Source organism: Actinomadura macra NBRC 14102, assembly GCF_001552215.1.
In the GTDB taxonomy this organism is placed as follows: Bacteria; Actinomycetota; Actinomycetes; order Streptosporangiales; family Streptosporangiaceae; genus Spirillospora; species Spirillospora macra.
Map to the genome: position 1 here is coordinate 343,352 of NZ_BCQT01000011.1, position 25,401 is coordinate 368,752.

The 25,401-nt window shown below is 70.4% G+C and carries 22 protein-coding genes; 15 read left to right on the top strand and 7 right to left on the bottom strand.

From position 1 onward, the window contains the following. Nucleotides 1–50 precede the first annotated feature (50 nt). From AMA02S_RS21250 to AMA02S_RS21280, 7 genes are all read left to right on the top strand, one after another. Nucleotides 51–644 (top strand): precorrin-8X methylmutase, encoded by a 594-nt coding sequence (locus tag AMA02S_RS21250; protein ID WP_067461095.1) that lies wholly within the window; start codon nucleotides 51–53, stop codon nucleotides 642–644. Then, nucleotides 644–1,669, top strand: a complete 1,026-nt coding sequence (cobC, locus tag AMA02S_RS44285) for an Rv2231c family histidinol phosphate aminotransferase CobC (protein ID WP_067461096.1) — start codon at nucleotides 644–646, stop codon at nucleotides 1,667–1,669. The genes AMA02S_RS21250 and cobC overlap by 1 nt, the downstream gene beginning before the upstream one ends. Further along, a complete protein-coding gene (cobT, locus tag AMA02S_RS21260) occupies nucleotides 1,653–3,476 on the top strand; it encodes a nicotinate-nucleotide--dimethylbenzimidazole phosphoribosyltransferase (RefSeq protein ID WP_067461097.1) in 1,824 nt (607 codons plus the stop codon). Before cobC ends, cobT begins: the two co-directional genes overlap by 17 nt. A 135-nt stretch (nucleotides 3,477–3,611) precedes the next feature. Then, entirely contained in the window at nucleotides 3,612–4,850 is a 1,239-nt protein-coding gene (cobA, locus tag AMA02S_RS21265; protein WP_067461098.1) for a uroporphyrinogen-III C-methyltransferase, read from the top strand. Beyond that, nucleotides 4,847–7,201 (top strand): AAA family ATPase, encoded by a 2,355-nt coding sequence (locus tag AMA02S_RS21270; RefSeq protein ID WP_245667694.1) that lies wholly within the window; start codon nucleotides 4,847–4,849, stop codon nucleotides 7,199–7,201. Before cobA ends, AMA02S_RS21270 begins: the two co-directional genes overlap by 4 nt. Beyond that, nucleotides 7,198–8,919, top strand: a complete 1,722-nt coding sequence (locus AMA02S_RS21275; RefSeq protein WP_084265434.1) for a GTPase family protein — start codon at nucleotides 7,198–7,200, stop codon at nucleotides 8,917–8,919. Before AMA02S_RS21270 ends, AMA02S_RS21275 begins: the two co-directional genes overlap by 4 nt. A gap of 84 nt (nucleotides 8,920–9,003) precedes the next feature. Then, nucleotides 9,004–9,468: a single-stranded DNA-binding protein gene (locus AMA02S_RS21280; RefSeq protein WP_067461099.1), complete on the top strand. Its 465-nt coding sequence runs from the start codon at nucleotides 9,004–9,006 to the stop codon at nucleotides 9,466–9,468. Nucleotides 9,469–9,499: 31 nt separating this feature from the next. Here the strand turns inward: AMA02S_RS21280 and AMA02S_RS21285 are convergent, their stop codons facing one another. After that, nucleotides 9,500–10,135 (bottom strand): TetR/AcrR family transcriptional regulator, encoded by a 636-nt coding sequence (locus AMA02S_RS21285; protein WP_067461100.1) that lies wholly within the window; start codon nucleotides 10,133–10,135, stop codon nucleotides 9,500–9,502. A 69-nt stretch (nucleotides 10,136–10,204) separates the two neighbouring features. Here AMA02S_RS21285 and AMA02S_RS21290 point away from each other — a divergent pair, with 69 nt between their 5' ends. After that, nucleotides 10,205–10,969, top strand: a complete 765-nt coding sequence (locus tag AMA02S_RS21290) for an SDR family NAD(P)-dependent oxidoreductase (RefSeq protein WP_067461101.1) — start codon at nucleotides 10,205–10,207, stop codon at nucleotides 10,967–10,969. Nucleotides 10,970–11,211: 242 nt separating this feature from the next. Here AMA02S_RS21290 and AMA02S_RS21295 read toward each other — a convergent pair whose 3' ends face one another. Continuing rightward, the gene (locus AMA02S_RS21295; protein WP_067461102.1) at nucleotides 11,212–11,811 is read right to left on the bottom strand and encodes a dihydrofolate reductase family protein; all 600 of its coding nucleotides are present in this window, start codon (nucleotides 11,809–11,811) and stop codon (nucleotides 11,212–11,214) included. Nucleotides 11,812–12,338: 527 nt separating this feature from the next. Here AMA02S_RS21295 and AMA02S_RS21300 point away from each other — a divergent pair. The 5 genes from AMA02S_RS21300 (at nucleotide 12,339) to AMA02S_RS21320 (ending at nucleotide 17,185) form a co-directional block, all read left to right on the top strand. Continuing rightward, on the top strand, nucleotides 12,339–13,631 hold the full coding sequence (locus tag AMA02S_RS21300) for a GGDEF domain-containing protein (RefSeq protein ID WP_067461103.1): 1,293 nt from the start codon (nucleotides 12,339–12,341) through the stop codon (nucleotides 13,629–13,631). A gap of 407 nt (nucleotides 13,632–14,038) precedes the next feature. Continuing rightward, entirely contained in the window at nucleotides 14,039–15,703 is a 1,665-nt protein-coding gene (ettA, locus tag AMA02S_RS21305) for an energy-dependent translational throttle protein EttA (RefSeq protein WP_067461104.1), read from the top strand. A 117-nt stretch (nucleotides 15,704–15,820) separates the two neighbouring features. Beyond that, nucleotides 15,821–16,282, top strand: coding sequence for an acyl-CoA thioesterase (locus AMA02S_RS21310; RefSeq protein WP_245667695.1), 462 nt, complete (start codon nucleotides 15,821–15,823; stop codon nucleotides 16,280–16,282). Beyond that, complete coding sequence (locus AMA02S_RS21315; RefSeq protein ID WP_218005075.1) at nucleotides 16,279–16,896, top strand: GNAT family N-acetyltransferase; 618 nt, start codon at nucleotides 16,279–16,281, stop codon at nucleotides 16,894–16,896. Before AMA02S_RS21310 ends, AMA02S_RS21315 begins: the two co-directional genes overlap by 4 nt. Nucleotides 16,897–16,963: 67 nt before the next feature. After that, entirely contained in the window at nucleotides 16,964–17,185 is a 222-nt protein-coding gene (locus AMA02S_RS21320) for a hypothetical protein (protein WP_067461105.1), read from the top strand. A 118-nt stretch (nucleotides 17,186–17,303) separates the two neighbouring features. Here the strand turns inward: AMA02S_RS21320 and AMA02S_RS21325 are convergent, their stop codons facing one another. After that, nucleotides 17,304–17,912, bottom strand: a complete 609-nt coding sequence (locus AMA02S_RS21325) for a hypothetical protein (RefSeq protein ID WP_067461106.1) — start codon at nucleotides 17,910–17,912, stop codon at nucleotides 17,304–17,306. Nucleotides 17,913–18,137: 225 nt separating this feature from the next. Here AMA02S_RS21325 and AMA02S_RS21330 point away from each other — a divergent pair, with 225 nt between their 5' ends. Then, complete coding sequence (locus AMA02S_RS21330; RefSeq protein WP_084265436.1) at nucleotides 18,138–19,559, top strand: S28 family serine protease; 1,422 nt, start codon at nucleotides 18,138–18,140, stop codon at nucleotides 19,557–19,559. A 114-nt stretch (nucleotides 19,560–19,673) separates the two neighbouring features. On the opposite strand, the gene AMA02S_RS21335 is transcribed toward AMA02S_RS21330, so the two are convergent. From AMA02S_RS21335 to AMA02S_RS44290, 4 genes are all read right to left on the bottom strand, one after another. Continuing rightward, nucleotides 19,674–21,242, bottom strand: coding sequence for a glycoside hydrolase family 13 protein (locus tag AMA02S_RS21335; protein WP_067461107.1), 1,569 nt, complete (start codon nucleotides 21,240–21,242; stop codon nucleotides 19,674–19,676). Nucleotides 21,243–21,260: 18 nt separating this feature from the next. Beyond that, entirely contained in the window at nucleotides 21,261–21,644 is a 384-nt protein-coding gene (locus AMA02S_RS21340) for a globin (RefSeq protein ID WP_067461108.1), read from the bottom strand. 20 nt (nucleotides 21,645–21,664) lie between these two features. Next, complete coding sequence (locus AMA02S_RS21345) at nucleotides 21,665–22,681, bottom strand: mechanosensitive ion channel family protein (RefSeq protein WP_067461109.1); 1,017 nt, start codon at nucleotides 22,679–22,681, stop codon at nucleotides 21,665–21,667. A 216-nt stretch (nucleotides 22,682–22,897) separates the two neighbouring features. Then, nucleotides 22,898–23,329: a hypothetical protein gene (locus AMA02S_RS44290; protein ID WP_245667696.1), complete on the bottom strand. Its 432-nt coding sequence runs from the start codon at nucleotides 23,327–23,329 to the stop codon at nucleotides 22,898–22,900. Nucleotides 23,330–23,832: 503 nt separating this feature from the next. On the opposite strand from AMA02S_RS44290, the gene AMA02S_RS21355 reads away from it, so the two are divergent. Next, on the top strand, nucleotides 23,833–25,401 hold the full coding sequence (locus AMA02S_RS21355; protein ID WP_084265437.1) for an NsdA family TPR-like regulatory protein: 1,569 nt from the start codon (nucleotides 23,833–23,835) through the stop codon (nucleotides 25,399–25,401).

The window sequence follows — 25,401 nt, forward strand, 5'->3', positions numbered from 1 at the left end:
GCACAACGACCGGCGACATCGAGGATCGCCGTGATCAGCCTGGAGGCTCAGTGACCGTACGCCAGCCCCATCCGATCGAGATCCGGTCGTATGAGATCCTGCGCTCCCGCGTCGACCTGTCGCCGATGCCGCCGCTCTGGCGCGCCGTCGCCGAGCGGGTGATCCACGCCACCGCCGACCTGGAGTACGCGGTGGACCTGGTCACCACGGAGGACTTCCTCGGGCAGGGGTGGGCCGCACTGCAAGCCGGGGCGCCGATCGTCACCGACGAGGGCATGGTCGCCGCCGGAATCAGTGCGCGCGAGACGCTCTGCCACGCCACCGACCCCGCCGCCGCCCGGATGGCGCGCGCCGCGGGGATCGCCCGCTCCGCCGCCGCCGTCCGGCTGTCGTATGCGGAGGTGGGGCCCGGCGCGGTCTGGGCGGTCGGATCCGCGCCCGAGGCGATCGTCGAGATCATCGAGCGCGGGGTGCGCCCGGCACTGGTGATCGGGACGCCGGTGGGCTTCGTCGGCGCGGCCGAGGCCAAGCGGGCGCTGCGCGCCAGCGGGCTGCCGCAGCTCAGCAACGTCTCGGAGAAGGGCGGTTCGGTGGTCGCCGCGGCCGCCGTCAACGCGCTGCTCTACCACGAGGCGGCGAGCTGATGGGGGCACCGGACGAGGTGGACCTGCGCCATCACGGGGACGCCGAGGTCGGCGACGGCCTCGCCGACTTCGCCGTCAACGTGCGGACCGGGATGCCCCCGGCCTGGCTCGCCGAGCGGCTGCGCGCCTCCGTCGCGGGACTGGCCGCCTACCCCGACCCGCGTCCCGCCCGCCGGGCCGTCGCGCGGCGCCATGGGAGGGCCGCCGAGGAGGTCCTGCTCACCTCGGGTGCGGCGGAGGCGTTCGTCCTGTTCGCGCGGGTGCTACAGCCGCGCCGGGCGGTCGTCGTGCACCCCCAGTTCACCGAGCCGGAGGCCGCGCTCCGGGCCGCCGGACATGCGGTGGAGCGGGTCGTGCTCGGCAAGGACTTCACCCTCGACCCCGACGTCGTCCCGGACGATGCCGACCTCGTCGTGATCGGCAACCCGACCAACCCGACGTCCGTGCTGCATCCGGCGTCCACCGTCGCCGCGCTCGCCAGGCCGGGCCGGACCGTCGTGCTGGACGAGGCGTTCATGGACTGCGTCCCCGGCGAGCCGGAGACCCTGGCCACGCGCCTGCCCGCCGGAATCGCCGTGATCCGCAGCCTCACCAAGACGTGGGGGCTCGCCGGGCTGCGCGCCGGGTACGTCCTGACCGACCCCCGGCTGACGGCGCGGCTCGCCGAGGTGCAGCCGCTCTGGGCCGTCTCCACGCCCGCGCTCGTGGCGATCGAGGCGTGCTCCACACCGGACGCGGTCGCCGAAGCCGAGGAATGGGCCGTCCGGTTGGCCACCGAACGAAACCGGCTGGCGGCCGAACTCACCGCACGCGGCCTCTACGTGGTGCCCGAAGCGCGCGCGTCGTTCCTGTGCCTGCGTGTGCCGGACGCCCTGGGCATCAGGGCCCTGCTACGCCAGCGCGGTTACGCCGTCCGGCGCGGAGACACCTTCCCAGGGCTCGGCAAGGACTGGCTGCGGATCGCCGTGCGCGACCGTGCGTCCAACGAGGCGCTGCTTAAGGTGCTCGGTGAACTCGGCATCTAGCGCACCCTGGGACGAATTCGAGCGTGAGGCCGTCTACCGTGTCATCACCGATCGGCGCGACATACGCGACGGGTTCCTTCCCGATCCCGTGGACGACGCCGTCCTGACCCGCGTCCTAGAGGCGGCCCACCGGGCCCCATCGGTCGGATTGACCCAGCCGTGGGACTTCCTCATCATCCGGGACGAGGCCAAGCGGGAACGCCTCCGGGCACTGGCCGAACAGCAGCGCGCCCTGTACGCGGCCACGTTGCCGCCCGCGCGCGCCGCCCGCTTCGACGGGCTCAAGGTGGAGGCCATCCGCGAAGCCCCGGTCAGCATCGTCGTCACGTGTGATCCCACTCGGGGTGGACGGAACCCGCTTGGACGTCATGTCCAGCCCCGGACGGCGCATTACTCCGTCGCCTGTGCCGTCGAGAACCTGTGGCTCGCCGCACGGGCCGAGGGGCTCGGCGTGGGATGGGTGAGCTTCTTCGACGAGCGGGAACTGGCTGTCGAACTGGGGCTTCCCGCCCACCTTGAGATCATCGCCTACCTGTGCGCCGGGACCGTGGCCGCGTTCCCGCCCGCGCCGATGCTCGCGCTGACCGGCTGGGCCCGCCGCCGTCCCCTCGCCTGGGCGGTGCACGAGGAGGAGTATGGGCAGCGTGGGCTGCCCGGAGAGGACGTCGTGAACCTGATCGAACAGACCGTCGCCGCGATCGAGCCGCCCGATGAGGCCGCCATCCGGGATGCCCGCGACCACCAGGCCCGCCTCACCAAGCCGCCGGGTTCTCTCGGCGTCCTGGAGGATCTGTCGGTCCGACTCTCCGGGCTGGCCGGGCAGTGCCCGCCGCCGCTGCCCGAGCCCGCCGCCGTCGCCGTCTTCGCCGCCGACCACGGCGTTCACGCCCAGGGCGTGACTCCCTGGCCCCAGGAGGTCACCGCGCAGATGGTGGCCAACTTCCTCGCCGGAGGCGCGGTCGTCAACGCGTTCGCCACCCAGGTCGGAGCCGAGGTCAGCGTCGTGGACATCGGTGTCGCCGCCGAGCTCGACGCCGCGCCCGGGCTCCTCCCGCGCAAGATCGCCGCCGGTACCGCCGACATGACGCGCGGTCCCGCGATGACCATGGACGAGGTCCGCCGTGCCGTCGAGACCGGCATCGAGGTGGCCCGCGACCTGGTCTCCGCCGGCGCCCGCTGCCTGGTCACCGGCGACATGGGGATCGCCAACACCACCGCGTCCGCCGCGTTGATCGCCGCGTTCACCGGCCTGCCGCCCGAACAGGTCACCGGCCGCGGCACCGGCATCGACGACGCCACCCACGCCCGCAAGATCGAGGTCGTCCGCTCCGCTCTCTCGCGCCACGGGCTTCTTCCCGCCGACACGTCCGACACGTCGGAGGCGTCGGACACGAGCGCCACATCCGCGCGGGAGCCCTTGGAGGTGCTCGCGGCGGTCGGAGGGCTGGAACACGCCGCCATCGCCGGGTTCGTCCTCGGGGCCGCGGCGCTGCGCGTCCCGGTCGTGCTGGACGGGGTGATCGCCGGGGCCGCCGCGCTCGCCGCCGCCGCGCTGTGCCCCGAGGTGATCGGCGCCTGCGTGGCGGGCCACCGGTCGGCCGAGCCCGGCCACGCCGCCGCACTCGCGGCGCTCGGCCTGCGCCCGCTGGTCGACCTGGAGCTCCGGCTGGGCGAGGGGACGGGCGCACTGCTGGCGTTGCCGCTGGTCCAGGGCGCTGTCCGGGTCCTGCACGAGGTCGCCACGTTCGACTCGGCCGGAGTCAGCGGCAAAGAGGCCGGACACAGTAACGACATGATCACGGAATGAGTCACGCTCGGCTATCGACTGGCCAGAGGCCCTCTCCATGGACTCCCCAACACGAGTACCGTTGTTCCACAAAGACAGGTCTCCGTCACCGGCGTCCATGAGCCGCCCCGAACATCCGATCGTGAGAATCACCACGTGCCCCCGTACCTGCTAGGTCTGCGACTCGGCGGGCGACGCGTCCTCGTCGTCGGCGGGGGCCGGGTCGCCCAGCGGCGCGTGCCCGCGTTGCTGGCCGCCGGCGCGGACGTCGTGCTCGTCTCGCCCGACGTCACCGCCTCCCTGGAGGGGCTGATCGACGCCGGCCGGGTCCAATGGCACCGCAGGCCCTACAAGCGGGGCGACTGCGCGGGAGCGTGGCTCGTCCAGGCCGTCACCGACGACGCCAAGGTCAACGGGGACGTGGTCGCCGAGGCCGACGCCGCACGGATCTGGGCCGTCCGGGCCGACGACGCCGAGTCGTCCCCGGCCTGGACGCCCGCGAGCGGCCAGGCCGGCGACGTCACCGTCGGGGTCCTGCTCGGCGGCGATCCACGGCGCGCGGCCGGCATCCGCGACGCGGTGGTGGACGGGCTGCGCGACGGGGGCCTTGAGTCCCGGCACTCCCGGCGCAAGCCCGCGGGCGTCGCCCTCGTCGGCGGCGGTCCCGGCGACGCGGGGCTGATCACCGTCCGGGGGCGGCAGTTGCTGGCCATGGCCGACGTCGTCGTCACCGACCGGCTCGCACCCGGCTCGCTGCTGGACGAGCTCGCCGACGACGTGGAGGTGATCGACGCGGCCAAGATCCCCTACGGCCGTACCGTCACCCAGGAACGCATCAACGACCACCTGGTCGAGCAGGCGCGGCAGGGCAAGTTCGTCGTCCGGCTCAAGGGCGGCGACCCGTTCGTGTTCGGGCGGGGCGGCGAGGAGGCGCTGCACTGCGCCCGGCACGGCATCCCCGTCACGGTCGTTCCCGGGATCACCAGCGCCGTCGCCGTGCCGTCCGCCGCCGGGATCCCGGTCACCCACCGGGGCATCGCGCAGGAGTTCCACGTCGTCTCCGCACACGTCCCGCCGGGCCACGCCGAGTCCACCGTGGACTGGGCGGCGCTGGGGCGCGCGAACGGCACGCTCGTCCTGCTCATGGCCGTGGAGCGAATGGCGCTGATCGCACCGGCGCTCATGCGCTATGGTCGGTCGTCCGACACGCCGGTCGCCGTGATCCAGGACGGTACCCTTCCAGGCCAGCGGACGCTCACGGCGACGCTGGGAACGGTGGCCGACGAGATGGCCGCCGGGGGAGTCCGGCCCCCGGCGATCGTGGTCGTCGGCGACGTGGTCGACGTGGCACGAGAGATCGACATGATTCGAGCCGACATGGGACGGGATCCGTGACACCCCCGGCAGAACAGAGCGCGGTTCACGACGAGGAGGCGGGCGCCGGCCCGGGAGGCGGGGTCCAGGACTCCGCGGCGCCCGGCGACGACGCGCCCGGTGGTGACGCGGTGCCCGGAAACGAGCCCAGAAACCCCGAACCCGACAAGCCCGAGGCCGGAAGGCCGGCGGCCGGGAAGCCCGAGGCCCCGAAGCCCAAGCCCCGGACCTCCCGGGCCAGGAAGCCCGCGCCCGGTAAGCCCGCCCCCGGTAAGCCCCAGGCGGGCAAGCCCGCGCCTGACGAGCCGGAGCCGAAGGCCCCGGAGCCGAGGGCCGGGCGACCGGAAGCGGGGACGTCCGCGCCCGGAAAGGCCCAGGCGGGGAAGCCCGGCACGGGGAAGGCAGACGCGGAGAAGCCGGGCACGGAGAGGCCGGGCACGGAGAGGCCCGCGCCCGACAAGCCCGAGCCGGAGCCTGAGAAGCCGGCGGCCGGCAGAACCGAGCGTGTCAGGTCCCGCGGGGCCGCCAAGACCGGGCCCGTGAAGACCGGGCCCGTGAAGACCGGGCCCGTCAAGACCGGCAAGGGAGTACGCGGTGAAGGGGCACGCGGTGCAGGAGCACGGACGTCCGGCACGGCCCGCGGTGGAGGGACGGTGCGGCAGGGCGAGCTGATCCGAGCGCTCACCACGCTCCGCGATCAGCTCGGCGCGTTCGACTTCGTCCTGGACGTCCCGGACGTCGAGGAAGCGCGCGAGGCCCGCGCCGAACTGCGGGGCCAGCTGGAGGACTACATCCTCCCGCGCGTCCAGGCCGCGGGCACCCCCATGCTCGTGGTGCTCGGCGGGTCCACCGGCGCGGGCAAGTCGACGCTGGTCAACACGTTGGTCGGGGCCCGTGTCAGCGCCACCGGCGTGCTCCGTCCCACCACCAGCAGCCCCATCCTCGTCTGCCATCCCGACCACGCCGAATGGTTCCTGGAAGGGCCGCTGCTGCCCGGCATGGGCCGCGTCCGCGGGCCCGCCCCCGACGCCATCGCCGGTGACCAGCTCGTCGTCATCAGCACCGACGTCCTGCCGCCCGGGCTCGCGCTGCTCGACAGCCCCGACTTCGACTCCGTCTTCGAGGACCACTACGAGTTCGCCACCAAGCTGATGGCGGCGGCCGACCTGTGGCTGTGCGTCACCACCGCCGCCCGGTACGCCGACGCGCAGGTGTGGCAGATGCTCCAGCGTGCCAAGGAGAACGGCGCCACCATCGGCGTCGTGCTGTCCCGCATCCCGCAGAGCGAAGGCCCGGACGACCGTTCGGGCGAGGTGGGCTGGGGCGGCGCCGAGGTCGTCCAGCACTTCGGCGAGATGCTGGACGAGCACGAGGTCGGCGACGCGCGGCGCTTCACCGTCCCCGAGACCCGGATCGAGGAGAGCCGCCTCCCCGAGGAGGCCGTCGCGGACATCCGCGCCTGGCTCGTCGGCGTCGCCGAGGACACCGAGGACCGCGAGATCGTCGTCAGTGACACCCTCGCGGGCGTCCTCGACAGCCTCCGCACCCGCGTCCCCGAGATCGCCAGGCACGTCGAGGCGCAGGTGGAGCAGCGTGCCGACCTGGCCCGGCAGGTCGAGGCCGCCTACGCCACCGTCCTCGCCGAGCTTGACGAGGCCACCCGCAACGGCTCCCTGCTGCGCGGCGAGGTCCTCGCCCGCTGGCAGGACTTCGCCGGCACCGGCGACCTGCTGCGCGCGCTGCACGTCCAGCGCGCGCGCCGCGGACGCGCCGCCAGCCGGCGCCACCGGAGCCCCGCCCGTGTGCGCGCGCTCAAGGCCGCGCTGCGCAGCGGGCTCGAATCGCTGATCCTGGCGTCCGCCGAGCACGGCGCCGAGCAGGTCCTCGCCCGCTGGCGCGAGCACCCCGCCGGGGGCGAGGTCATGGCTGGGCCCGCCGCGGCGCTCGGCGGTGTCTCCCCTGAACTGTCCCGCCGCGTCACCCGTGCCGTCAGCTCCTGGCAAGACCACGTCCAGGAGCTCATCCGCACAGAGGGGGTGACCAAACGCTCGGTCGCCAAGCTCGTCTCCTTCGACACCGAGGCGGTCTCCCTCGTCCTGATGATCGGCCTGCTCGGCTACGGCACCTCCGACGTCGCCGTCGAAGGCGGCAACAGCGCCGTCCCGCAGCGGCTCCTGAAGGCGCTGTTCGGCGCGGAGTCGCTGCGCGGCATGGGCGCCAAGGCCCGCGCCGACCTGCGCAGCCGCATCGGGATGCTGTTCGACGAGGAGGCGATCAGGTTCGGGCAGGCGCTCGACGCCGCCGGCATCCCGGACGAAACCGTTCCGGTCCAGCTCTACCAGGCCACCTACAACCTTGAGGTTGCCCGATGACCACCTCGGCCATCCCCGCGAACTCGCCCATGGGCCCCGGCGGCGCTCCCATCCTCGGGACGCCCGTGGCCGGCCCCGCCGTGCCCACCGTGCAGGTGCCCGGTCTCACCGAGCGCCTCGACGGCCTCGACCGGCTCGTCGAGGTCGGAAGGGGCCGGCTCGACCAGCCGCTGCTCGACGACGCCGGCGCGCTGCTCGACCGCGCCGGGCAGCGGTTGCGGCTGTCGGGGGAGCACACGGTCGTGACCCTCGCCGGCGGCACGGGCAGCGGCAAGTCGTCGCTGTTCAACGCGATCTGCGGGCTCGAACTGTCGCCCACCGGCGTACGCCGCCCGATGACGTCCAAGGCGCACGCCTGCGTCTGGGGCCTGGACGGTGCCGGGCCCCTGCTCGACTGGCTCGACGTGGAGAAACGCCACCGCTACGCCCGCGCCAGCGCCCTCGACATGGAGCGGGCCGACAGCTCCCTCCAGGGTCTCGTCCTGCTGGACCTGCCCGACCACGACTCCATCCAGGCCCTGCACCGCGCCGAGGTCGACCGGTTCGTCACCATCGCCGACCTTCTCGTCTGGGTCGTGGACCCGCAGAAGTACGCCGACGCCGCCCTGCACCGCAACTACATCGTCCCGTTCGCCCGGCACACCGGCGTGACGTTGATCGTCCTCAACCAGGTCGACCGTCTCGGCCCGGACGAGATCGAGGACTGCGCGGCCGATCTGCGCCGCCTGCTGGAGGCCGAGGGCCTCACCCACCCGCGCGTCGTCACCACCTCCGCGGTCAGCGAGGACGGCGTCACCGGCTTCCGCGACATCCTCGTCGACACCGTCGCCGCCCGCCGTGCCCGCAGCGAGCGGCTGTCCGCCGACGTCGACAGGGTCGCCGAGCGGTTCGCCGTCCACCGCTACACCGCCGAGCCTCCCGTCACCATCGAGGAAGACCGGCAGCTGGAACTCGTCCAGTCCCTGACCGACGCCGCGGGCGCGCCCGCCGTCGCCGAGGCGATGGAGAGCGCCTACGAGCTGCGCGCCGCCGACTTCGTCGGCTGGCCCGTCGCCGCCCTCATCGACCGCCTCCGCTCGGACCCGCTGCGCCGGATGCGCCTCACCGAGCTGCGCGAGGAACTCCGCAACGCCTTCACCGGCCCGATCGGCGCCCAGCAGGGCGACGTCGACAACGCCCTGCACACCGTCACCGACGGCGTCGCCGCCGAACTGCCCCCGCCCTGGGTGCGCTCTGTCCGGGCGGCCGCACGCTCTCACGCCGTGGAGATCCCCGAGGCCCTCGGCGAGTCCCTCAAGGCGGCGCTGCCCACCTTCAACCAGGTGCCGCGCTGGTGGTGGCTGATCAAGACCTGGCAGTACTTCCTCGTCCTGGTGGCCGTCCTCAGCGTCGCGTGGATCGGCCTCCTCGTGGTCTACGGCCTCCTGGACGCGGGCGGCGACGACCCGCCCGGCCTCGTCGGAGAGGCGGGCCTCATCCCCTATGTCGCCGTTCTTGTCGTCTGCACTCTGGGGATGGGCTGGCTCACGTCGTCCGCCTGCCGGAATCTGGTGGCCCTCTCGTCCGCCAAGCACGGCGACAAGATGGAACTTCACATGAACGAGGGCATCGAGCGCGTCGCCGAGCAGAAGGTGGTGGCCCCCGTCACCGCCGAACTCGAGCTCTACGCACGCTTCCGACGCGACGTCGACACCGCCCTGGGCCGCACCGGCCGCTGAGTTATCCACAATTGCCGAGACGGCTTCCGCCCGCTTCACCACTGCGCCACCGTTGAACTCGTCAGCGAGAGCAACGGAGGAATCATGAACGAAGCGCACATCACCATCATCGGCTGGATTGCCGCGGAGCCCTACTACTCCGTGACCGCCAACGGCACCCCGTTCCTGTCCCTGCGAGTCGGCTGCACGCCCCGCCGCTATGACCGCCAGACCGGCCAGTGGCAGGACGTCGACACCATGTTCCTCACCGTCAACTGCTGGCGCGGCTTGGCCGACAACATCAACGCCTCTGAGTTCCAGCGCGGCCATCCCGTCCTGGTCACCGGCCGGCTCCGCATCCGCCAGTACGAACGCGACGGCCAATGGCGCTTCTCCGCCGAGATCGAGGCCACCACCGTCGGCCACGACCTCAGCCGCGGTACCGCCGACTTCCGCCCCGTCCACCGCGGCGGAGCCCTCACCGACGAGGACCGCCAGGAAGCCCGAGAGGCCGCCGATCAATGGGCCCTGACACCCTCCACCGAAGAGGAGGCCAAACAAGCCGCCTAGTGTCCCGCGGACCAGACGCCGCGCTGGCGCATCACCCACCCAGGCCGGTGCCGGCGAAGTCATCGCCGAAGGCGGCGGCAAGCGCTTTCGCGATCACGTCGGGCAGTTCGGTCCGGCCGTCGTCCTCGGCCCACCGCACCAGTGCCGTGTGCAGGGCGGCCAGGCAGGCGCTCGCGGCCACGTGGAAACGGAACGCGGTGTCGGCGTCGGTGTCATCGTCCCCCAGGGCATCGACGATCGCCTGCTGAAGGGCGTAGTTGTTGTCCAGATGCTTGGCACGCAGGGCCGGCGTCGAGATCATGAGCCGGAGGCGCGCAAGCAGGAACTGCTCATCCGCCGTCAGGCCGTGTCCCTCGCCGCCACCGGCCAACGTCGCGGCCGCGTCGATGAGCGCGCCGCCGATACGGCTGACCAGGGGTTGCGCGGCCGACGATGCCAGGATCCGCTCGGCGACGAGCCGGCCACGCTGGTCGAGGAGCACGAGGTCCTCCTTCGTCGGGAAGTGCCGATACACGGTCATGGGCGAGACACCCGCGGCCTCGGCGACGTCGGTCACGGTCGTGGCGTCGTAGCCGTGCTCGGTGAAAAGCCGCACCGCGTGCGCCTGAATCATGCGCTGCGTCTCGGCTCGCCGTTGCGCGCGCAATGTTGAGTGCTGGTCAGGCATGTGGTAGACACTACCGCAGTGGTAGTGACTACCAGATTGGTAGTCACTAGCAGATCGAGGTGATGAAGCATGAGTGATCCGACCGGCCGGACGGCTCTCGTGACCGGGGCATCCCGCGGCATCGGGCAGGCGATCGCGAACCGGCTCGCCGCGAACGGGGCAAGGGTCATCGTGCACTTCGGCACCGACGAGGACGGCGCGAAGGCGACGGTCGCCGAGATCGAGCGCACCGGAGAAACCGCGTTCGCCGTCAGAGCGGAACTCGGCGTGGAGGGCGACGTCGAGACGCTCTTCGCGGGGGTCGAGACGGTCCTGGACGGGCGACGGCTCGACATCCTCGTCAACAACGCGGCGGCCGCGCCCGCCGGCCCGCTCGCAACCACGACGCGAACGGAGTTCGATCACCTCTTCGCGGTGAACGTGCGCGCGCCGTACTTCATCATCCAACGAGCCCTACCGCTGCTCCCCGACGGTGGCCGCATCGTCACGATCTCGTCCGTGGCGACCCGGATGGCCAACCCGGCCCAGACGTCCTTCGCCATGACGAAGGGCGCGGTCGAGACGATGAGCAGGACCCTGGCCAACGAGCTCGGAGCCCGGGGGATCACGGTGAACGCGGTCGCGCCCGGCGCCACCCGGACGGCGACCAACGGGTCGGTCTTCGAAGCACCGGGCCTGGCCGACCTCATCGCCGCGACGACGGCGCTCGACCGGCTGGGCGGCCCCGACGACGTGGCCGACGTGGTCGCCTTCCTCGCCTCCGACGCTGCGCGCTGGATCACCGGCCAAGTCATCGACGCAAGCGGCGGCCTGTTCCTGGGCCCCCGCGCCTGATCGCCGCCGACAGGCAAGAGACCGCCACATGTCAGCGCAGTACTTGTGTTCGGGCACGCCGGCCCCAGCGTGTCGCATGGTGTCCTCGACCCGCGCCCTCGGCAAGTACGGCGCACGGTCGACCAGGGGCTGTCCTCTGCCTGCGGCCACCGCAGGTACGTCCTGACTCGCGACAAGCCAGGCACGATCCCGCCGTGGCCGCGCCACGTCACGCTGCCACGCCGCCGGTGACGTCATACCGTCTAGTCCGCGTTTCGGCGCTGCGGCCCGACGCCCTCGGGGATCTCTCCGTGGAGGTGCGGGATGTAGACGAGCTTCTGCGTCCGGCCGTCAAGCACGGTCGACTCGATGAGCTCCAGGTCGAGCTCGGCCCCGTCGTGGAGGAGGGCCGCCTGGCCGGCACGACCTGAGACGGCGGGGAACATGAGGATCTCGAGACGGTCGACGAGGCCGGCGGCGAGCAGAGCGCGGTTCAGCGAGATGCTGCCGTGCGATCGCATCGGGATGTCCGTGGTGCGCTTCAGGCGTTCGATCGCCGTCACCGCGTCCTCGTCGAGAACCGTCGAGTTCTGCCATCCGAGCGGCTCTTCGAGCGTGCTGGAGAACACGATCTTCGGCAGTTCGTTCAGGCTGTCGTAGTAGGGCTCGTCATACTCGACCACGAATTTCCGGAACTGCCGGAACGTCGTCGCGCCGAAGACGAGCACCTGGTCCTGCGCGAAGGTGCGCACCCGGTCCTCGCGGATTTCGGGGCCCTCCTTCCCCCAGTATCCGGGCCAACCCGTGGCCATGCCGTAGCCGTCCAGGCTGCAGAAGAAGTCGACGGTGAAGGTGGCGCTCATGGTGGTCTCCCTTTCCTTTGCCCCACGCCGCCTCAGGCGGGCGGCTTCACTGCGTCTACGAACACGACCGACCCGATCCGACACCTGCCTCGAAACCGGTTCCATCATCGGGCTGCGCCGAGCGAAGCCGGCGCTCGCGCCGGAGCCAGGGGTAACGAAAGGTGCGGTCGGGACAGGTGGAAAGTGCTGATGAGCCTTGCGGTTCTGGTGCTTTCGGGTCTGGAGTCCAGGGACCGTGGCGGGTGCGGGACGGAGCCCGGATGGGGGAGCGGGGGCGTCGCCGGGTCGATGGTTGTTGGTGGCGCCCCCGCACCGATGGGGTTCTGCGGCCTGCCTAGATCCAGGAAACGCCGCGCATAGTGAAGTTCCCCCTCAGGATGTGCTGAGGTCCGCGAGTCCGCGGCCCCGGTGCGGGTGCCTCAAGCGGCCAACCCCGCATGTGCGCCTCTGAAGGTACCCGTTTCGCGCCCGCTCCGCACACGTTGCAACTATCGTGTTACACAACGTGATGCGTGTAAGGGGGAAGGATGACGGCTGTGCAGTCGTCCGCCGAGGATCGCGGTGGGGAACTGGCCCGCAAACCCCGGCGCCGAGCGTTTCCAGGGCGCCTGTCCCTGCTCATGGTCTACGTGCCGCTGGTCGTCGCCGTCCATCTCGGGCTCATCGCGGCGGGGTTGCTCGGCACGTCCCCGCAGTTCAACGATCTGCTGACCTTTGCCTCGCTGGTGGCCTGCGGGGCGGTGTGCATCGAGGCGACGCGGCGGCTCGGCATGCCGGCCGGGGTCGGACGCGACCTGCTGTCGGCGTGGTGGTTGCCGGTCGCGCTGCTGCTGCCGCCGGTGTACGCGCTGCTGATGCCGGTGCCCTTGCAGGCGCTGCTGCAGTTCCGGGTACGCCGGACGCTCGTCTACCGCAGGGTGCTCGTCGCCTCCGCGCTGGGCATCGCGGGCGCCTGCGCGTCCACGGTGTTCCATCTGGTGGTCAGCGACCCCCTGGACGGTCCGCCCACCTGGTTGGTCGACGCCTATCCCGGCATTCCGGCGGCGGTGGGCTGTGCGGCGCTGTTCGCCGTGGCGAACTCGGCGCTGGTCGCCGTCGCGGCACACGCGGACAACCCTGAGGGCCGGTGGCGGGACGTCCTGTGGACACGGGAGAGCCTGCTGCTGGACGTGGTGGAACTGTGCGTCGGAATGCTCGTGGCGATCACGAGTGCGGTGACGCTGGGGCTGCTCCTGCTGGCCTTGCCTCCGGTCATGCTGTTGCAGCGGAGCCTGATGCACCAGCAGTTGCAGGCCGCCGCGCGTACGGATTCCAAGACCGGGTTGCTGAACGCCGCGACCTGGCAGCGAGAGGCCGGCACCGAACTGTCCCGGGCGCAGCGCACGCATGACCCGCTCGCCCTGCTGCTGATCGACATCGACCACTTCAAGCGGGTGAACGACACCCACGGGCACCTTGTGGGCGACCAGGTGCTGGTCGGGGTGGCAAGCACCCTGTGCCACCAGCTTCGTGACTACGACGTGGTCGGACGATTCGGCGGCGAGGAGTTCGTGGTGCTGCTACCCGGCACCGACACCGTCGAGGCGTGCAGGGTGGCGGAGCGACTGCGCGGCAGGGTACGGCGATTGGCGGTGCCTGCGGAGGAGGGGACGGTGGCCGTCACGGTGTCGGTGGGCGTCTCCCTGCTCCGCACGCACGGCGAGGATCTCATCGAGCTCCTCGCGTCCGCCGACCTCGCGCTCTACCGGGCGAAGTCGTCCGGCCGCGACCGGGTATGCCTGCCCGCACTAGACGGCCCCCCCAAGGCGTCAGAAGCCTAGAACCAGGGCGTCCCAGGCGAGGGACGGCGCCCAGCACGAGCGCAGCCGGAATCCGATCACGAAGGAAGGCGCCAAGCGAGCCGAACGGCTGTGTGTTGCTGTTCGGGGCGTGCGCTTCTCTCAGAATTGCGTGCCGGATGTGCCGCGCGTGTGATCGCGTGCGAAGCCAGGGAGGAGCGAAGCGAGGGCCTGATCGCGAAGCGAGCCGCCAGGCGAGTCGGAGCGATGCAGCGATCACCGCAGTGTCCGTTGAAGGAGGGCGCCCTGGCGCCCGACGCCGAGGGCAGTGCGATGAACACCGAGATCACCGCAGTGTCCGTTGAAGGAGGGCGCCCTGGCGCCCGAGGCCGAGGGCAGTGCAATAGACACCGTGAAAAACACTTAGCCTGACCCTCTAGTCTTGAGGGATGGCCGAGTACATCTACACGATGCAGCGTGTGCGCAAGGCGCACGGCGACAAGGTCGTCCTGGACGACGTCACCCTGCATTTCCTTCCGGGTGCCAAGATCGGTGTTCTGGGGCCGAACGGCACCGGTAAGTCGACGCTGCTGCGCATGATGGCCGGCCTGGAGCAGCCGTCCAACGGCGATGCGCGCCTGATGCCCGGGTTCACCGTCGGGATGTTGCAGCAGGAGCCGCCGCTGAACGAGGAGAAGACCGTCCTCGGGAACGTGCAGGAGGGCGTCGCCGAGACCAAGGCGATGGTCGACCGGTTCAACGAGATCGCCGAGAAGATGGCGACGGACTACTCCGACGAGCTCATGGAGGAGATGGGCAAGCTGCAGGAGCAGCTCGACCATCGAAATGCCTGGGATCTCGACAGCCAGCTTGAGCAGGCGATGGACGCGTTGCGTTGCCCGCCGGGCGATGCCGAGGTCGCGAAGCTGTCGGGGGGTGAGCGCCGCCGGGTCGCGCTGTGCAAGCTGCTGCTGGAGGCGCCCGACCTGCTGCTGCTGGACGAGCCCACCAACCACCTGGACGCCGAGAGCGTGCAGTGGCTGGAGCAGTTCCTCGCCAAGTACGAGGGCACCGTCCTGGCCGTGACGCACGACCGGTATTTCCTGGACAACGTGGCCACCTGGATCCTGGAGCTGGACCGCGGCCGCTGCTTCCCGTACGAGGGCAACTACTCCACGTACCTGGAGAAGAAGGCCGACCGGCTGAAGGTCGAGGGCAACAAGGACGCCAAGCGCAAGAAGCGCCTCCAGGACGAGTTGGAGTGGGTCCGCTCGAACCCCAAGGCGCGGCAGACGAAGTCCAAGGCCCGCCTGGAGCGGTACGAGGAGATGGCGGCCGAGGCGGCCAAGACCCGGAAGCTGGACTTCGAGGAGATCCAGATCCCGCCGGGTCCGCGGCTGGGCACCACGGTGATCGTCGCCGACAAGCTGACCAAGGGGTTCGATGACCGGGTCCTGATGGACGACCTGACCTTCAACCTGCCCCCGAACGGCATCGTCGGTGTGATCGGTCCGAACGGCGTCGGCAAGACCACCCTCTTCCGCATGATCGTGGGGGAGGAGAAGCCGGACGCGGGCGCTCTGCGGCTCGGCGAGACCGTGCAGGTGTCGTACGTCGACCAGGGCCGAGGTGGGATCGACCCGAAGAAGACCGTGTGGCAGGTCGTCTCGGACGGTCTCGACCACATCAACGTCGGCCAGGTCGAGATGCCGTCCCGGGCGTACGTCGCGGCGTTCGGCTTCAAGGGGCCGGACCAGCAGAAGCCGGCGGGCGTCCTGTCCGGTGGCGAGCGCAACCGCCTCAACCTGGCGCTGACCCTCAAGCAGGGCGGCAACGTCCTGCTGCTGGACGAGCCGACCAACGACCTCGACACCGATACCCTGTCCAGCTTGGAGAACGCCCTTCTGGAGTTCCCCGGCTGCGCCGTGATCACCTCTCACGACCGGTGGTTCCTCGACCGGATCGCCACGCACATCCTCGCCTGGGAGGAAGGCTCGAACTGGTTCTGGTTCGAGGGCAACTTCGCCGACTATGAGAAGAACAAGATCGAGCGCCTGGGCGCCGATGCCGCCCGTCCGCACCGGGTGACGCACCGCAAGCTCAAGCGCGACTGACGCGGGACGGCGGCCGTGCGATCCACCGGGTCGCGCGGCCGCTCGCGCGAATGAGGCGGGGGTCACGTGGGTGCGGAGCTGGGCGGCAACAGCATCCGGGTAGCATCGGGCGGACCGATGGAAACCCCCGTCATCGATCCAGGCGAGGACATGCAGCAGACCGAGGCCGAGTATCGGCACGTCTACGAGTTCAGCATCCGCTTCGGGGACATCGACTCGCAGGGCCATGTGAACAACGTCAAGTTCCTCGGCTACCTGGAGGACGCGCGGCTGGAGATGTTCCACGGCGATCCCGTCCGCAAGGGGGAGCAGCCCGTCCGCGGCATGGTGATCTCCCGGCATGAGATCGACTACCTGTTGCCGCTGCTGCCGACCGTCTACCCGATCCGTGTGGAGACGTGGGTGACGCAGGCGCGCGCCGCCTCGTTCACGTTGGCCTACGAGGTCCGCGACGATGAGAACGTCTACGCCACCGCGACGTCGACGCTCGTGGCGTTCGATGTGGCCGCGAACCGCCTGCGCCGGTTCACTCCTGAGGAGAGGGAGTTCATCGGTCGCTACATCGCCCCTGGGACATGACGGCTGTCACGGGCCCGGCGCTCGGCGACGGTCCGCAGGATCCGCTGCCCGGACTTGGTCTCGGACGCGGCGTCGAACTGCGTCTCGTGCGGGAAGCGGACGCGGTTCCTCTCGCGGTCCTCTATCAGGAGAATCGCGGGTATCTGCGCCCTTGGGAGCCGGAGCGTGCCGACTCGTACTTCACCGTCGAGGGGCAGCGGGCGAATCTGCGGTCCCTGCTCGATGCGTATGGCGCGGGGGAGATGTGGCCCGCCGTGATCCTGGTCGACGGCAGGCCTGCGGGACGGATCACGCTTAACAACATCTTGCGCGGGCCGCTCCAGAGCTGTTTCGTCGGCTACTGGGTGGCGCGCGCGCACGCCGGCCGGGGTGTGGCCACGCAGGCCGTACGGCAGGCGCTGGACGTGGCGTTCGGGGTGCTCCGCTTGCACCGGGTGGAGGCGTTCACCCGGGTGGACAATCACGCCTCGCAGCGCGTTCTTGCGCGCAACGGGTTCACGGTGGTCGGGACGTCCCGCCATCACATTCATGTGGACGGGCGCTGGCACGACGAGCGGCTCTTCGAGCGGCTCGCTCCCTGGGACGACGGGATCGCGTTGATTCCTCCCGGCTGAACCGGGCGTAGGGATCATTCTTGCCGGGTATTACCGGTAAGAATGAGTCGTCCTGAATCGAGAAGCCATGTCCCCCTATCTCGCTGCCTGGGTCCTGTGGATCCTGATGTTCTTCGCCATCGAACTGCCCGCGGTCTTCAACCGCCAAAAGGATGACACCCTGTCCGAGCTGGTCTGGAGCGTCTTCGCGATCCGCGGGAAGCCGTTCGGATGGCAGTTCCGCCGACTCGCCCTGGTCCTTGGACTGGGCTGGCTTCTGGCCCACTTCCTCACGGGTGGCGCCGTCTGACCCCGCCGCGGTCGGAAGGGCGGACTACCAAGGGCCCGTCCTCCCTCCTGGCCGTCCTTCCGGCTCGCGGCGGTGCCGTCAGGCGCGGTGCGGACCTGTCGCGCTGTGGCGCGCCTGGTCAGCGTGAGGCCAGCCACGGGTCCTTGAGGTCCAGGTAGGTGAAGTCGCCCTCGTAGAACTGGCGCATCTCCTCCATCGCGGCCTGCATCTCGGCGGGAGGCTGTTGCGTCTCGCCTCTGCGGGCCTCTGCCTCGGACGTGAAGTAGACGGCCTCGGTCATGCCGCCGTCCCCGTGGGCGGCCCAGACGCCGCCGATGATGTCGGGGCGGAACCGGTGGAGCAGGTCGAGGTCCGCCCGGTCCATCCACGCCCGCAGCCCGTCCAGGTCACGGACACGGCTGTGCATGATCTGGACGAAGCCGGCGTCGTCGGAGCCGCCGGCCAGCCAGGTGCCGGTCTCGGTGCAGTCGTGGAAGGTGACCTCACCGGTGAAGAGCTTGGAGAGTTCGGTCCACCATTGCTCCTGCTCGTGCCGGTGGCTGTTGCCGCGGGCGGCCTCCCGTGACTCGAACCGGGCGAGCGTGATGAACGTGCCGTCCTCGGTGACGCCGGCGGTGCTGCCGAGCCAGCCGATCGAGCCGGGCGCGAGGTCGCGGACCCAGCGGTCCATCGCCTCCTTGACCTCGTCGCGGTCGGTGATTTTCCCCTGGATTACCTGGATGAACATCGCGCGCCTCCTCATCGAGATCGTTGCGCGAACCGGCCGTTTGGACCGGTCCTTCTCAATTTCGACGCTACGCCGGATGCGTGGGGATAACCACTGAGTCGTCACGGGTCGGTAACAAGCAATGCAGAGATCCGTTTCTGCCCTACTTATCCCTCTAGGGTCGCCTCGCGAAATGTGGAGATCCCACGTGGAAGGGGCATGATGCGGCGCGTCTCAACAGGAGCGATGGCACTGCTGCTCGCCGCGGGAGTGACCGGGGCCGGCGCCACAGCGGCGCAGGCGGCGGCCACTGCGCGTACGGACACTGCACGCACGGACACGGCCCTGGCGGGTCCGGCCCAGGCAGGCGACATCCTCGCCCAGCTCAAGGCCATCCCCGGTATGCAGGTGACGGAGAAGACCTCGACGTTGCCGGGCTACCGATGGTTCTGGCTCAACTACCGCCAGCCGGTTGATCACCGCGACCCCAAGGGGAAGTGGTTCGAACAGCGGATCATGTTGCAGCACAAGTCCGCGGACCGGCCGATGGTGCTCTACACCAGCGGCTACAACACGCCGGAGACGATGTTCACCTCCGAGCCGACGTCGCTGATCGACGGCAACCAGATCTCCGTCGAGTACCGATACTTCACCCCGTCGCGTCCCGAACCGGCCGACTGGACCAAGGACACCATCTGGCAGGCCGCGACTGACGAGCACCGGCTGATCGGCGCACTGAAGAAGATCTACAAGGCCCGATGGATCTCGACGGGGGCCAGCAAGGGCGGCATGACGGCCGTTTACCACAAGCGCTTCTACCCGCATGACGTCGACGGCAGCGTCGTCTACGTGGCGCCGAACGACGTCGACAACAAGGACGACCGGGCCTATGACCGGTTCTTCCGGACGGTCGGCACCGACCCCCAATGCCGCGCCCACGTCAAGGCGCTGGCACGCGAGTTCCTCAAGCGCCGCCCCGCGATGTTGTCGCGTTTCAAGGACGCGGCGGCCAAGAACGGCTGGACGTTCGACATCCTGCGGACACCCGACCGTGCGTTCGAGAACTCGGTGATGGACTACGAGTGGGCCTTCTGGCAGTACAGCCTGCAGTCCGACTGCCCGGCACTGCCCGCGGTGGACGCCTCCGACGACACGCTGTACGGGTCGCTCGACGCGATCTCCGGGCTGTCGTTCTACACCGACCAGGGCCTCGCGCCGTACATCCCGTACTTCTACCAGGCGGGCACACAGCTCGGCTGGCCGTCGCCGCAGTTCACGAACCTTCGTCCGCTGCTGCGCTACGAGAGCAGCTACCAGCCGCGCACCTATGTCCCGAGCGACATCCCCGTGCGGTTCGACGGAGGCAAGGCGATGCGCGACATCGACGGCTGGGTCCGCGACCACGGTAGCCGCCTGCTGTTCGTGTACGGCGGGAACGACCCGTGGGGCTCCGAGCCGTTCCGGCTGGGCAAGGGCAGCCGCGACTCTGCCGTCCTCACCGCTCCCGGCATGAACCACAGCGGACGGCTGATCGCCAAGCTGTCCGACGAGGACAGGGTCGATGCCATCGCCGACCTCCAGCGCTGGGCGAACGTCACGCCCGGCGCGCGTGCGTTGACGACGCCCCCGGCCGACGACGTCCTCCAGCTTCAGCGCCCCCCGCTGTAGCGACCTCCGCCGCAGCGTTCGCGCTGTAGCGCCGGACCAGCGGCGCGCCGTCCGTGCGTAGACCCCTCGCACGGGTGGCGCGCCGCGCCCATGGCCCGGCGCGGCGCACCGGAGTCACGGGGACGCGAGCCAGGCGGCGGCATTGCCGGGGAGCAGATCGCCGTACGGTGGGATGCTGGTCAGCAGCGGCCGTCCCGGCGGCAGCCGCACGGGGTTCTCGCCGCAGTTGAGCGCGCAGGTCAGCGGGCCGCGCCGGAGGAACAGCGCCGCCGCGGGGGAGTCGAGCCACTCCAGGTCGTCCGGAAGCCCCGGGACGAGGCGGCGCCGCAGGGCGAGAGCCGCGCGGTAGAACGTCAGCGTCGAGGACGGATCCCCCTCCTGCGCCTCCACGGTCAGCGACGCCCATTCCGCCGGCATCGGCAGCCACGGCCGGACGCCGGCGAGCGAGAATCCGAACGGCTCGGACTTCCCGGACCAGGGGAGCGGCACGCGGCAGCCGTCCCGTCCGAGTTGCCCGCCGTCGCTGCGTTTGAAGATGGGGTCCTGGCGTGCCTCGTCCGGCAGATCCACCACTTCGGGGAGACCCAGTTCCTCGCCCTGGTACAGATACGCCGATCCCGGCAGCGCCAAGAGCAGCAGTAGCGCGGCCTTGGCGCGGGCCAGTTCGATCCCTGGAACCCCTTCCGGCTGCTCGTAACGCGTGATGTGGCGTATGGAATCGTGGCTGGACAGCACCCACGTGGGTGCGGCCCCGGTCGGTGCGACGGCCGTCACCGCGGCCTCCACCACGTCCCGGAACGCGGCCGCCGACCACGGTGCGAGCTGGAGATCGAACTGGAACACCTGGTGCAGTTCGTCCGGGCGCAGGTAGAGCGCGAGGTCGTCGGGGTCGTCGGTCCACACCTCGCCGATGGCCATGCGCTCGTCGTACTCGTCCAGGATGCGGCGCCAGCCCCGGTAGATCTCGTGGACCTCCGGACGGCTGTAGACCGGACCGTTCGCCGTCCGCACGCCGCGTCCGGCCAGGTCGCGGTAGCAGTCCTCCTTCACCAGGCCGGCCGCGACGTCGATACGGAAGCCGTCCACGCCGCGATCCAGCCAGAACCGCAGGATGTCCTCGAACTCGTGCCGGACGTCGGGATTGCGCCAGTTGAGGTCGGGCTGCTCGGTCGCGTACAGGTGCAGGTACCACTCGCCGTCGGGCAGCCGCGTCCAGGCGGGGCCGCCGAACGCCGACGGCCAGTCGTTCGGCGGATCCTCTTCACCGGGACCTTCTCCTGGCCTGCCGGGGCGGAAGATGTAGCGGTCTCGTGCAGGAGAGCCGGGCGGCGCGGCCACCGCCTTCCGGAACCACCGATGCCGGTCGGAGGTGTGGTTCGGCACGATGTCGACGATCAGCCGCAACCCGTGGGCGTGCGCGTCCGCCACCAGCGCGTCGAAGTCGCCGAGGGTCCCGAACCGCGGGTCCACGTCGCGGTAGTCCGCGACGTCGTAGCCGCCGTCCGCGAGCGGGGACGGGTAGAACGGAGTGAGCCACAGCGCGTCCACGCCGAGGTCGCGCAGGTACCCGAGCCGGGACCGGATGCCCCGCAGGTCGCCCTCACCGTCCCCGCTGGAGTCGGCGAAGCCGCGGACGTAGATCTCGTACACGACGGCATCGCGCCACCAGGGGGTTCGTGTCATACAGGGCGATCTACCCGATTATGTCGGGGCGTTCACCATGCTGCGCGCGGCCATCGTGAAGTAGTCCCAGAGCATCTTCTCCAGCTGCTCGGGCAGCTCCAGTTCGTCCACGGCGACGCGCATGTGCCGCAGCCACGCCACCCGCTCGGCCTCGCCGATCACGAACGGCACGTGCCGCATCCGCAGCCGGGGATGGCCTCGCTGCTGGCTGTAGGTGTTCGGACCGCCCCAGTACTGGATGAGGAACAGCCGCAGCCGCTCCTCGGCCGGGCCGAGGTCCTCCTCGGGGTAGAGGGCGCGCAGGGTGGGGTCTTCAGCGACCCCCTGGTAGAAGCGGTGCACCAGCTTGTGGAACGTCTCCTCGCCGCCGACCGCTTCGTAAAAGGTCACCTGTTCAGTCATGGCGCTCCCAGCCTATGTGATCAGGCGGATGGGGCGGGGGTCGCGACGCTGACGCCCGCCTCGTCGAACGCGCGCTTGACCCGCTCACGCAGCTCGCGGGCGGCGTCGGCCTGCTTGCCCGGCGCGGTCTTCAGCACGACGCGGATCACCAGCGCGTCACCCGCGAGCGCCTGCACGCCCCAGACCGACGGCTTCTCCAGGATGATGTCCTCCCAGGTGGGGGACTCGGCCATCGTGTCGGCGGCGCCCTGGAGGATCTCCTTGACCTTCTCGGTGTCCTCGTGGATGGCGACCGGGATGTCCAGGACGGCCCGGCCCCAGTTCTGCGACTCGTTCCCGACCTTCTTGATCTCCCCGTTGGGGACGTACCAGACGACGCCGTTGACGTCGCGCATCCGGGTGACACGCAGGGTGACGGCCTCGACCGTCCCCTTGGCGCTGCCCACATCGATCACGTCGCCGACGCCGTACTGGTCCTCCAGCAGCATGAACAGCCCGGCGAGGAAGTCCCTGACGATGCTCTGCGCGCCGAACCCGACCGCGACGCCGATGACGCTCGCGCTGGCGAGGATCGGCGCCAGGTTGAGGCCGAGCGAGCCCAGGATGCTGAACGCCGCCGTCCCCATGATCAGGATGGACGCGATGGAGCGCAGCACCGAGCCGAGTGTCTTGGCGCGCTGGGCGCGCCGCTGGTTGAGCAGGGCGGGACTGCCGTCGAAGACCGTCCGGGAGCGCTCCTTGACCTTCTCCGACATCGTGCCCTCGGCCATCCGCACGGTCACCTTGGTGATCATCCGGTGCGCGACGTTCTTGACGATCAGCGCGAGCACGAAGGTGACGACGATCCAGGACATGGTCGCGAGGGGCTTGTCGAGCCAGGTCGAGTAGAACCTGGTGAAATCAGTGTTGTGTGAGACGTTCCACACCAGCCTGCACGCGGTAGTGGGCGTCCGGTCGGTTCCGGCGGACGCCTGGCATGCGGTTTCGACCGTCCCCTCCTGCGCCCAGGGCAGCGACGCGTGGAGAACGAGTGACATCGGACAGACCCTCCCCGGCCATTGTGGGTGTCACGACACCTCGCCGTGGACCCGCGGCGGGTACGAGCCCGATCGTAGGGGACGGTGACGACCGATTCGTACCACGCCAGGTGATGTGGCGTGACCTGGCCGGGGAGGGACTGGCCAGACGAACGTGCCCCGCGGGCCGGTGGCTGCCGCGCCGTTCCGGCCACGGCCCGCGGGGCACGCCCGGCCCTAGGAGCGGCTCACCGGCCGCTCATGCCTCTCGCGCTTCACCGCTTCCCTGCCGAGCACGTCCCGGCCGTGGATCTCCCTGCCCAGGGGGTCTCTGCTCGGGGCCTGCCTGCCGTGCCCATCGCCGGCGAGGGGCTTCTTGCCGTGCGCTTCCCGGCGGAGCGGTTGCAGGACGTGCGCCAGCTTCAGGGCGGCGCCGCGCGGGTCGTCCACCCGGTGCATGCGCTCCCCCCATGACCACCAGAAGTAGTGGTCGAGCGACTCGGGTGCCGGTGCGCAGGTGACGTCCTCCGCGAGGCTCGCGGCCTCCGGGTTGACCACGCGCAGGAACACCGGTCCGGAGCGCGTCTGGACGACGCGGGCGACGAGCCCCCGCGCACCCAGCTCGTGCTCCAGCTCCTCGAGGTAGCCGACGCGTCTGTCGCTGACCACCTTCGCACCCCCTCCGTCTGTCGCGCTGCGAGGACCGCTTGGCCGTTTCCCGTGAGGCCGTCCGTCTCCGCCGAGTCCGACAACTGATCAACTCTGCGGATCCGTCTTGTTACCCGCGGCGAGAATTGCAACTCTCACCGTCCGGGGTCAAGGGCGCCCCTGTCCGCCGGAGTACCGAATCACCCCACCTCAGGCAAAGGTTCCTCCCCCCGGGAGGAAGAATCTCTACTCTGGAGGTCGGGGACACATCCTTCGCCTGCGCACTTCACGGGAACCGCTTGGCCTGCACCTGTGCGAGGGTTACGCTGCGTGCGCGAGCAATCATCTGTCGTGGCCATCAAATTACCGGTCGCCGTGGCAGGGACTCCGCCCCTTCCCCCGGGGAGGCGGTGCCCCGGCCCAGCGGTGAGGAGGCCGGATCCATGTCGTCGGACCCCCCTCGGAAAGAGACGGACGTCGCCCGCAGGATCCGAGCGCACGGTCTGGCCCGAGGACGCTTCCCCGTGGACATCGCACACGACATCCACGAACAATGCGCCCCCCTGTTCGGCACCAGCCGGGTGAAGGCACACCGCCTCGCCCACGGGGTCGCGCTGTCCGACATCGTGGCGCAGGTCAGGGCCCTGTACGAGGTCGACGGCAAGCCCGCCCCCAAGCTCGGGGAGACGCTGCTGTCGGCCTACGAGAGCGGGTACAAAAGACCCGGCCCCGAGTATCTGCACTACCTCTGCGCCGTCTACCGGGTGGAACCCGACTCGCTCGGGTTCCGGAGCCCCTGCATCTGCGGCCGCGGCCACACGGTACGCCCGGGCGCCGCCACCGTGCCCCTGCCGAGGGCACCGGAACGGCACCCCGCCCGCGAACCCGACGTCCCGCTCGTCGGATCCATCATCACCAGGGCCGAAGAACGGCCCTGGGTCACCGTCAACGATCTGCGGGGCCCCGACCGCGCCGAGGGCCCCCTGTCCATTGATGTGGGAGAGGAGGACATCGTGCTTCGTAGAACCCTTCTGCAACTCTTGGCCGGAGCGGGCGTGGCGCTCGACGGTCAGTTCCTGGGGGCGGTCGACAACCTGCGACGCAAGATGGACGACACGCTGGTCGGCGCGACCGTCTCACCGACCATGCTCGACCAGTGGGAGGAGACGACCTACGGCTACGGCCAGCAGTATCAGGCCACCCCGTCCCTGCGGATGCTCTGCGACGTGCTGCTGGACTTCAGTGAAGTGCGGCGCATGTGCGACAAGCGCCAGCCGGTCGAACTCCAGGAACGGCTGTGCCGCATCGCGGCGCAGCTGTCCGGGCTGTCCGGCCTGATCATGATCAATCTCGGCGACCACCGGCTCGCCCGGTCGTTCTTCCGTACCGCCCGCACCGCGGCGGACGAGACCGGCGACCGGCAACTGCGCGCCTGGGTGACCGTCCGCGAGTCGCTGGTACCGATGTACTACGGCGACCCCCGGGAGGCGCTGCACCTGGCCCGCAAGGCGCAGGACCTCGCCGGCCGCACCCCCGGTGTGGCCGCGGCCATGGCACCCGCCGTGGAGGCGCGCGCCCTCGGCATGCTCGCCCTGCGCGGACGCGGCGACGCCGCGCCCAGCGCCCGCCGCGCCCTGGTGCGCGGCCGCTCCGTCTTCGACCAGCTGTCCAAGACCGACACCGGCGACCTGGTATTCGGCTTCACCGACCGGCAGATGGCCTTCTACGAGGGCGACACCTTCACCAACCTCGGCGACCACAAGCACGGCGACGAGGTCCTCAGCCACGCGCTGACCCTCTACTCCTCCACCGACCGTGTCGACCTCACCCTCGTGAGGCTCGACCGTGCGACGTGCAAACTGCACGCCGGACACCCGGAGGCGGCGCTGACGGCGGGCCAGGAGGCCATCCTCGACCTCCCGCCCGATCACCGCTCCGACATCCTCGTCCACCGGGCCCGCCAGATCGGCGCCGCCGTCTCGGCCAAGCACGGCGACATCCCGGCGCTGAAGGGCTTCTACGAGGCGCTCGCGGGCCCCTGGATCACCAGCCCCGTCAACGACAGATCCGTCCCCCCGGCCGAACAGGTCTGA

Excerpts from the sequence above, each read along its gene's own strand:
- cobC (WP_067461096.1), top strand. The coding sequence starts at position 644 with ATGGGGGCACCGGACGAGGTGGACCTGCGCCATCACGGGGACGCCGAG.
- AMA02S_RS21275 (WP_084265434.1), top strand. The coding sequence starts at position 7,198 with ATGACCACCTCGGCCATCCCCGCGAACTCGCCCATGGGCCCCGGCGGC.
- AMA02S_RS21280 (WP_067461099.1), top strand. The coding sequence starts at position 9,004 with ATGAACGAAGCGCACATCACCATCATCGGCTGGATTGCCGCGGAGCCC.
- AMA02S_RS21285 (WP_067461100.1), bottom strand. The coding sequence starts at position 10,135 with ATGCCTGACCAGCACTCAACATTGCGCGCGCAACGGCGAGCCGAGACG.
- AMA02S_RS21290 (WP_067461101.1), top strand. The coding sequence starts at position 10,205 with ATGAGTGATCCGACCGGCCGGACGGCTCTCGTGACCGGGGCATCCCGC.
- AMA02S_RS21295 (WP_067461102.1), bottom strand. The coding sequence starts at position 11,811 with ATGAGCGCCACCTTCACCGTCGACTTCTTCTGCAGCCTGGACGGCTAC.
- AMA02S_RS21300 (WP_067461103.1), top strand. The coding sequence starts at position 12,339 with ATGACGGCTGTGCAGTCGTCCGCCGAGGATCGCGGTGGGGAACTGGCC.
- ettA (WP_067461104.1), top strand. The coding sequence starts at position 14,039 with ATGGCCGAGTACATCTACACGATGCAGCGTGTGCGCAAGGCGCACGGC.
- AMA02S_RS21310 (WP_245667695.1), top strand. The coding sequence starts at position 15,821 with ATGGAAACCCCCGTCATCGATCCAGGCGAGGACATGCAGCAGACCGAG.
- AMA02S_RS21315 (WP_218005075.1), top strand. The coding sequence starts at position 16,279 with ATGACGGCTGTCACGGGCCCGGCGCTCGGCGACGGTCCGCAGGATCCG.
- AMA02S_RS21320 (WP_067461105.1), top strand. The coding sequence starts at position 16,964 with ATGTCCCCCTATCTCGCTGCCTGGGTCCTGTGGATCCTGATGTTCTTC.
- AMA02S_RS21325 (WP_067461106.1), bottom strand. The coding sequence starts at position 17,912 with ATGTTCATCCAGGTAATCCAGGGGAAAATCACCGACCGCGACGAGGTC.
- AMA02S_RS21330 (WP_084265436.1), top strand. The coding sequence starts at position 18,138 with ATGGCACTGCTGCTCGCCGCGGGAGTGACCGGGGCCGGCGCCACAGCG.
- AMA02S_RS21335 (WP_067461107.1), bottom strand. The coding sequence starts at position 21,242 with ATGACACGAACCCCCTGGTGGCGCGATGCCGTCGTGTACGAGATCTAC.
- AMA02S_RS21340 (WP_067461108.1), bottom strand. The coding sequence starts at position 21,644 with ATGACTGAACAGGTGACCTTTTACGAAGCGGTCGGCGGCGAGGAGACG.
- AMA02S_RS21345 (WP_067461109.1), bottom strand. The coding sequence starts at position 22,681 with ATGTCACTCGTTCTCCACGCGTCGCTGCCCTGGGCGCAGGAGGGGACG.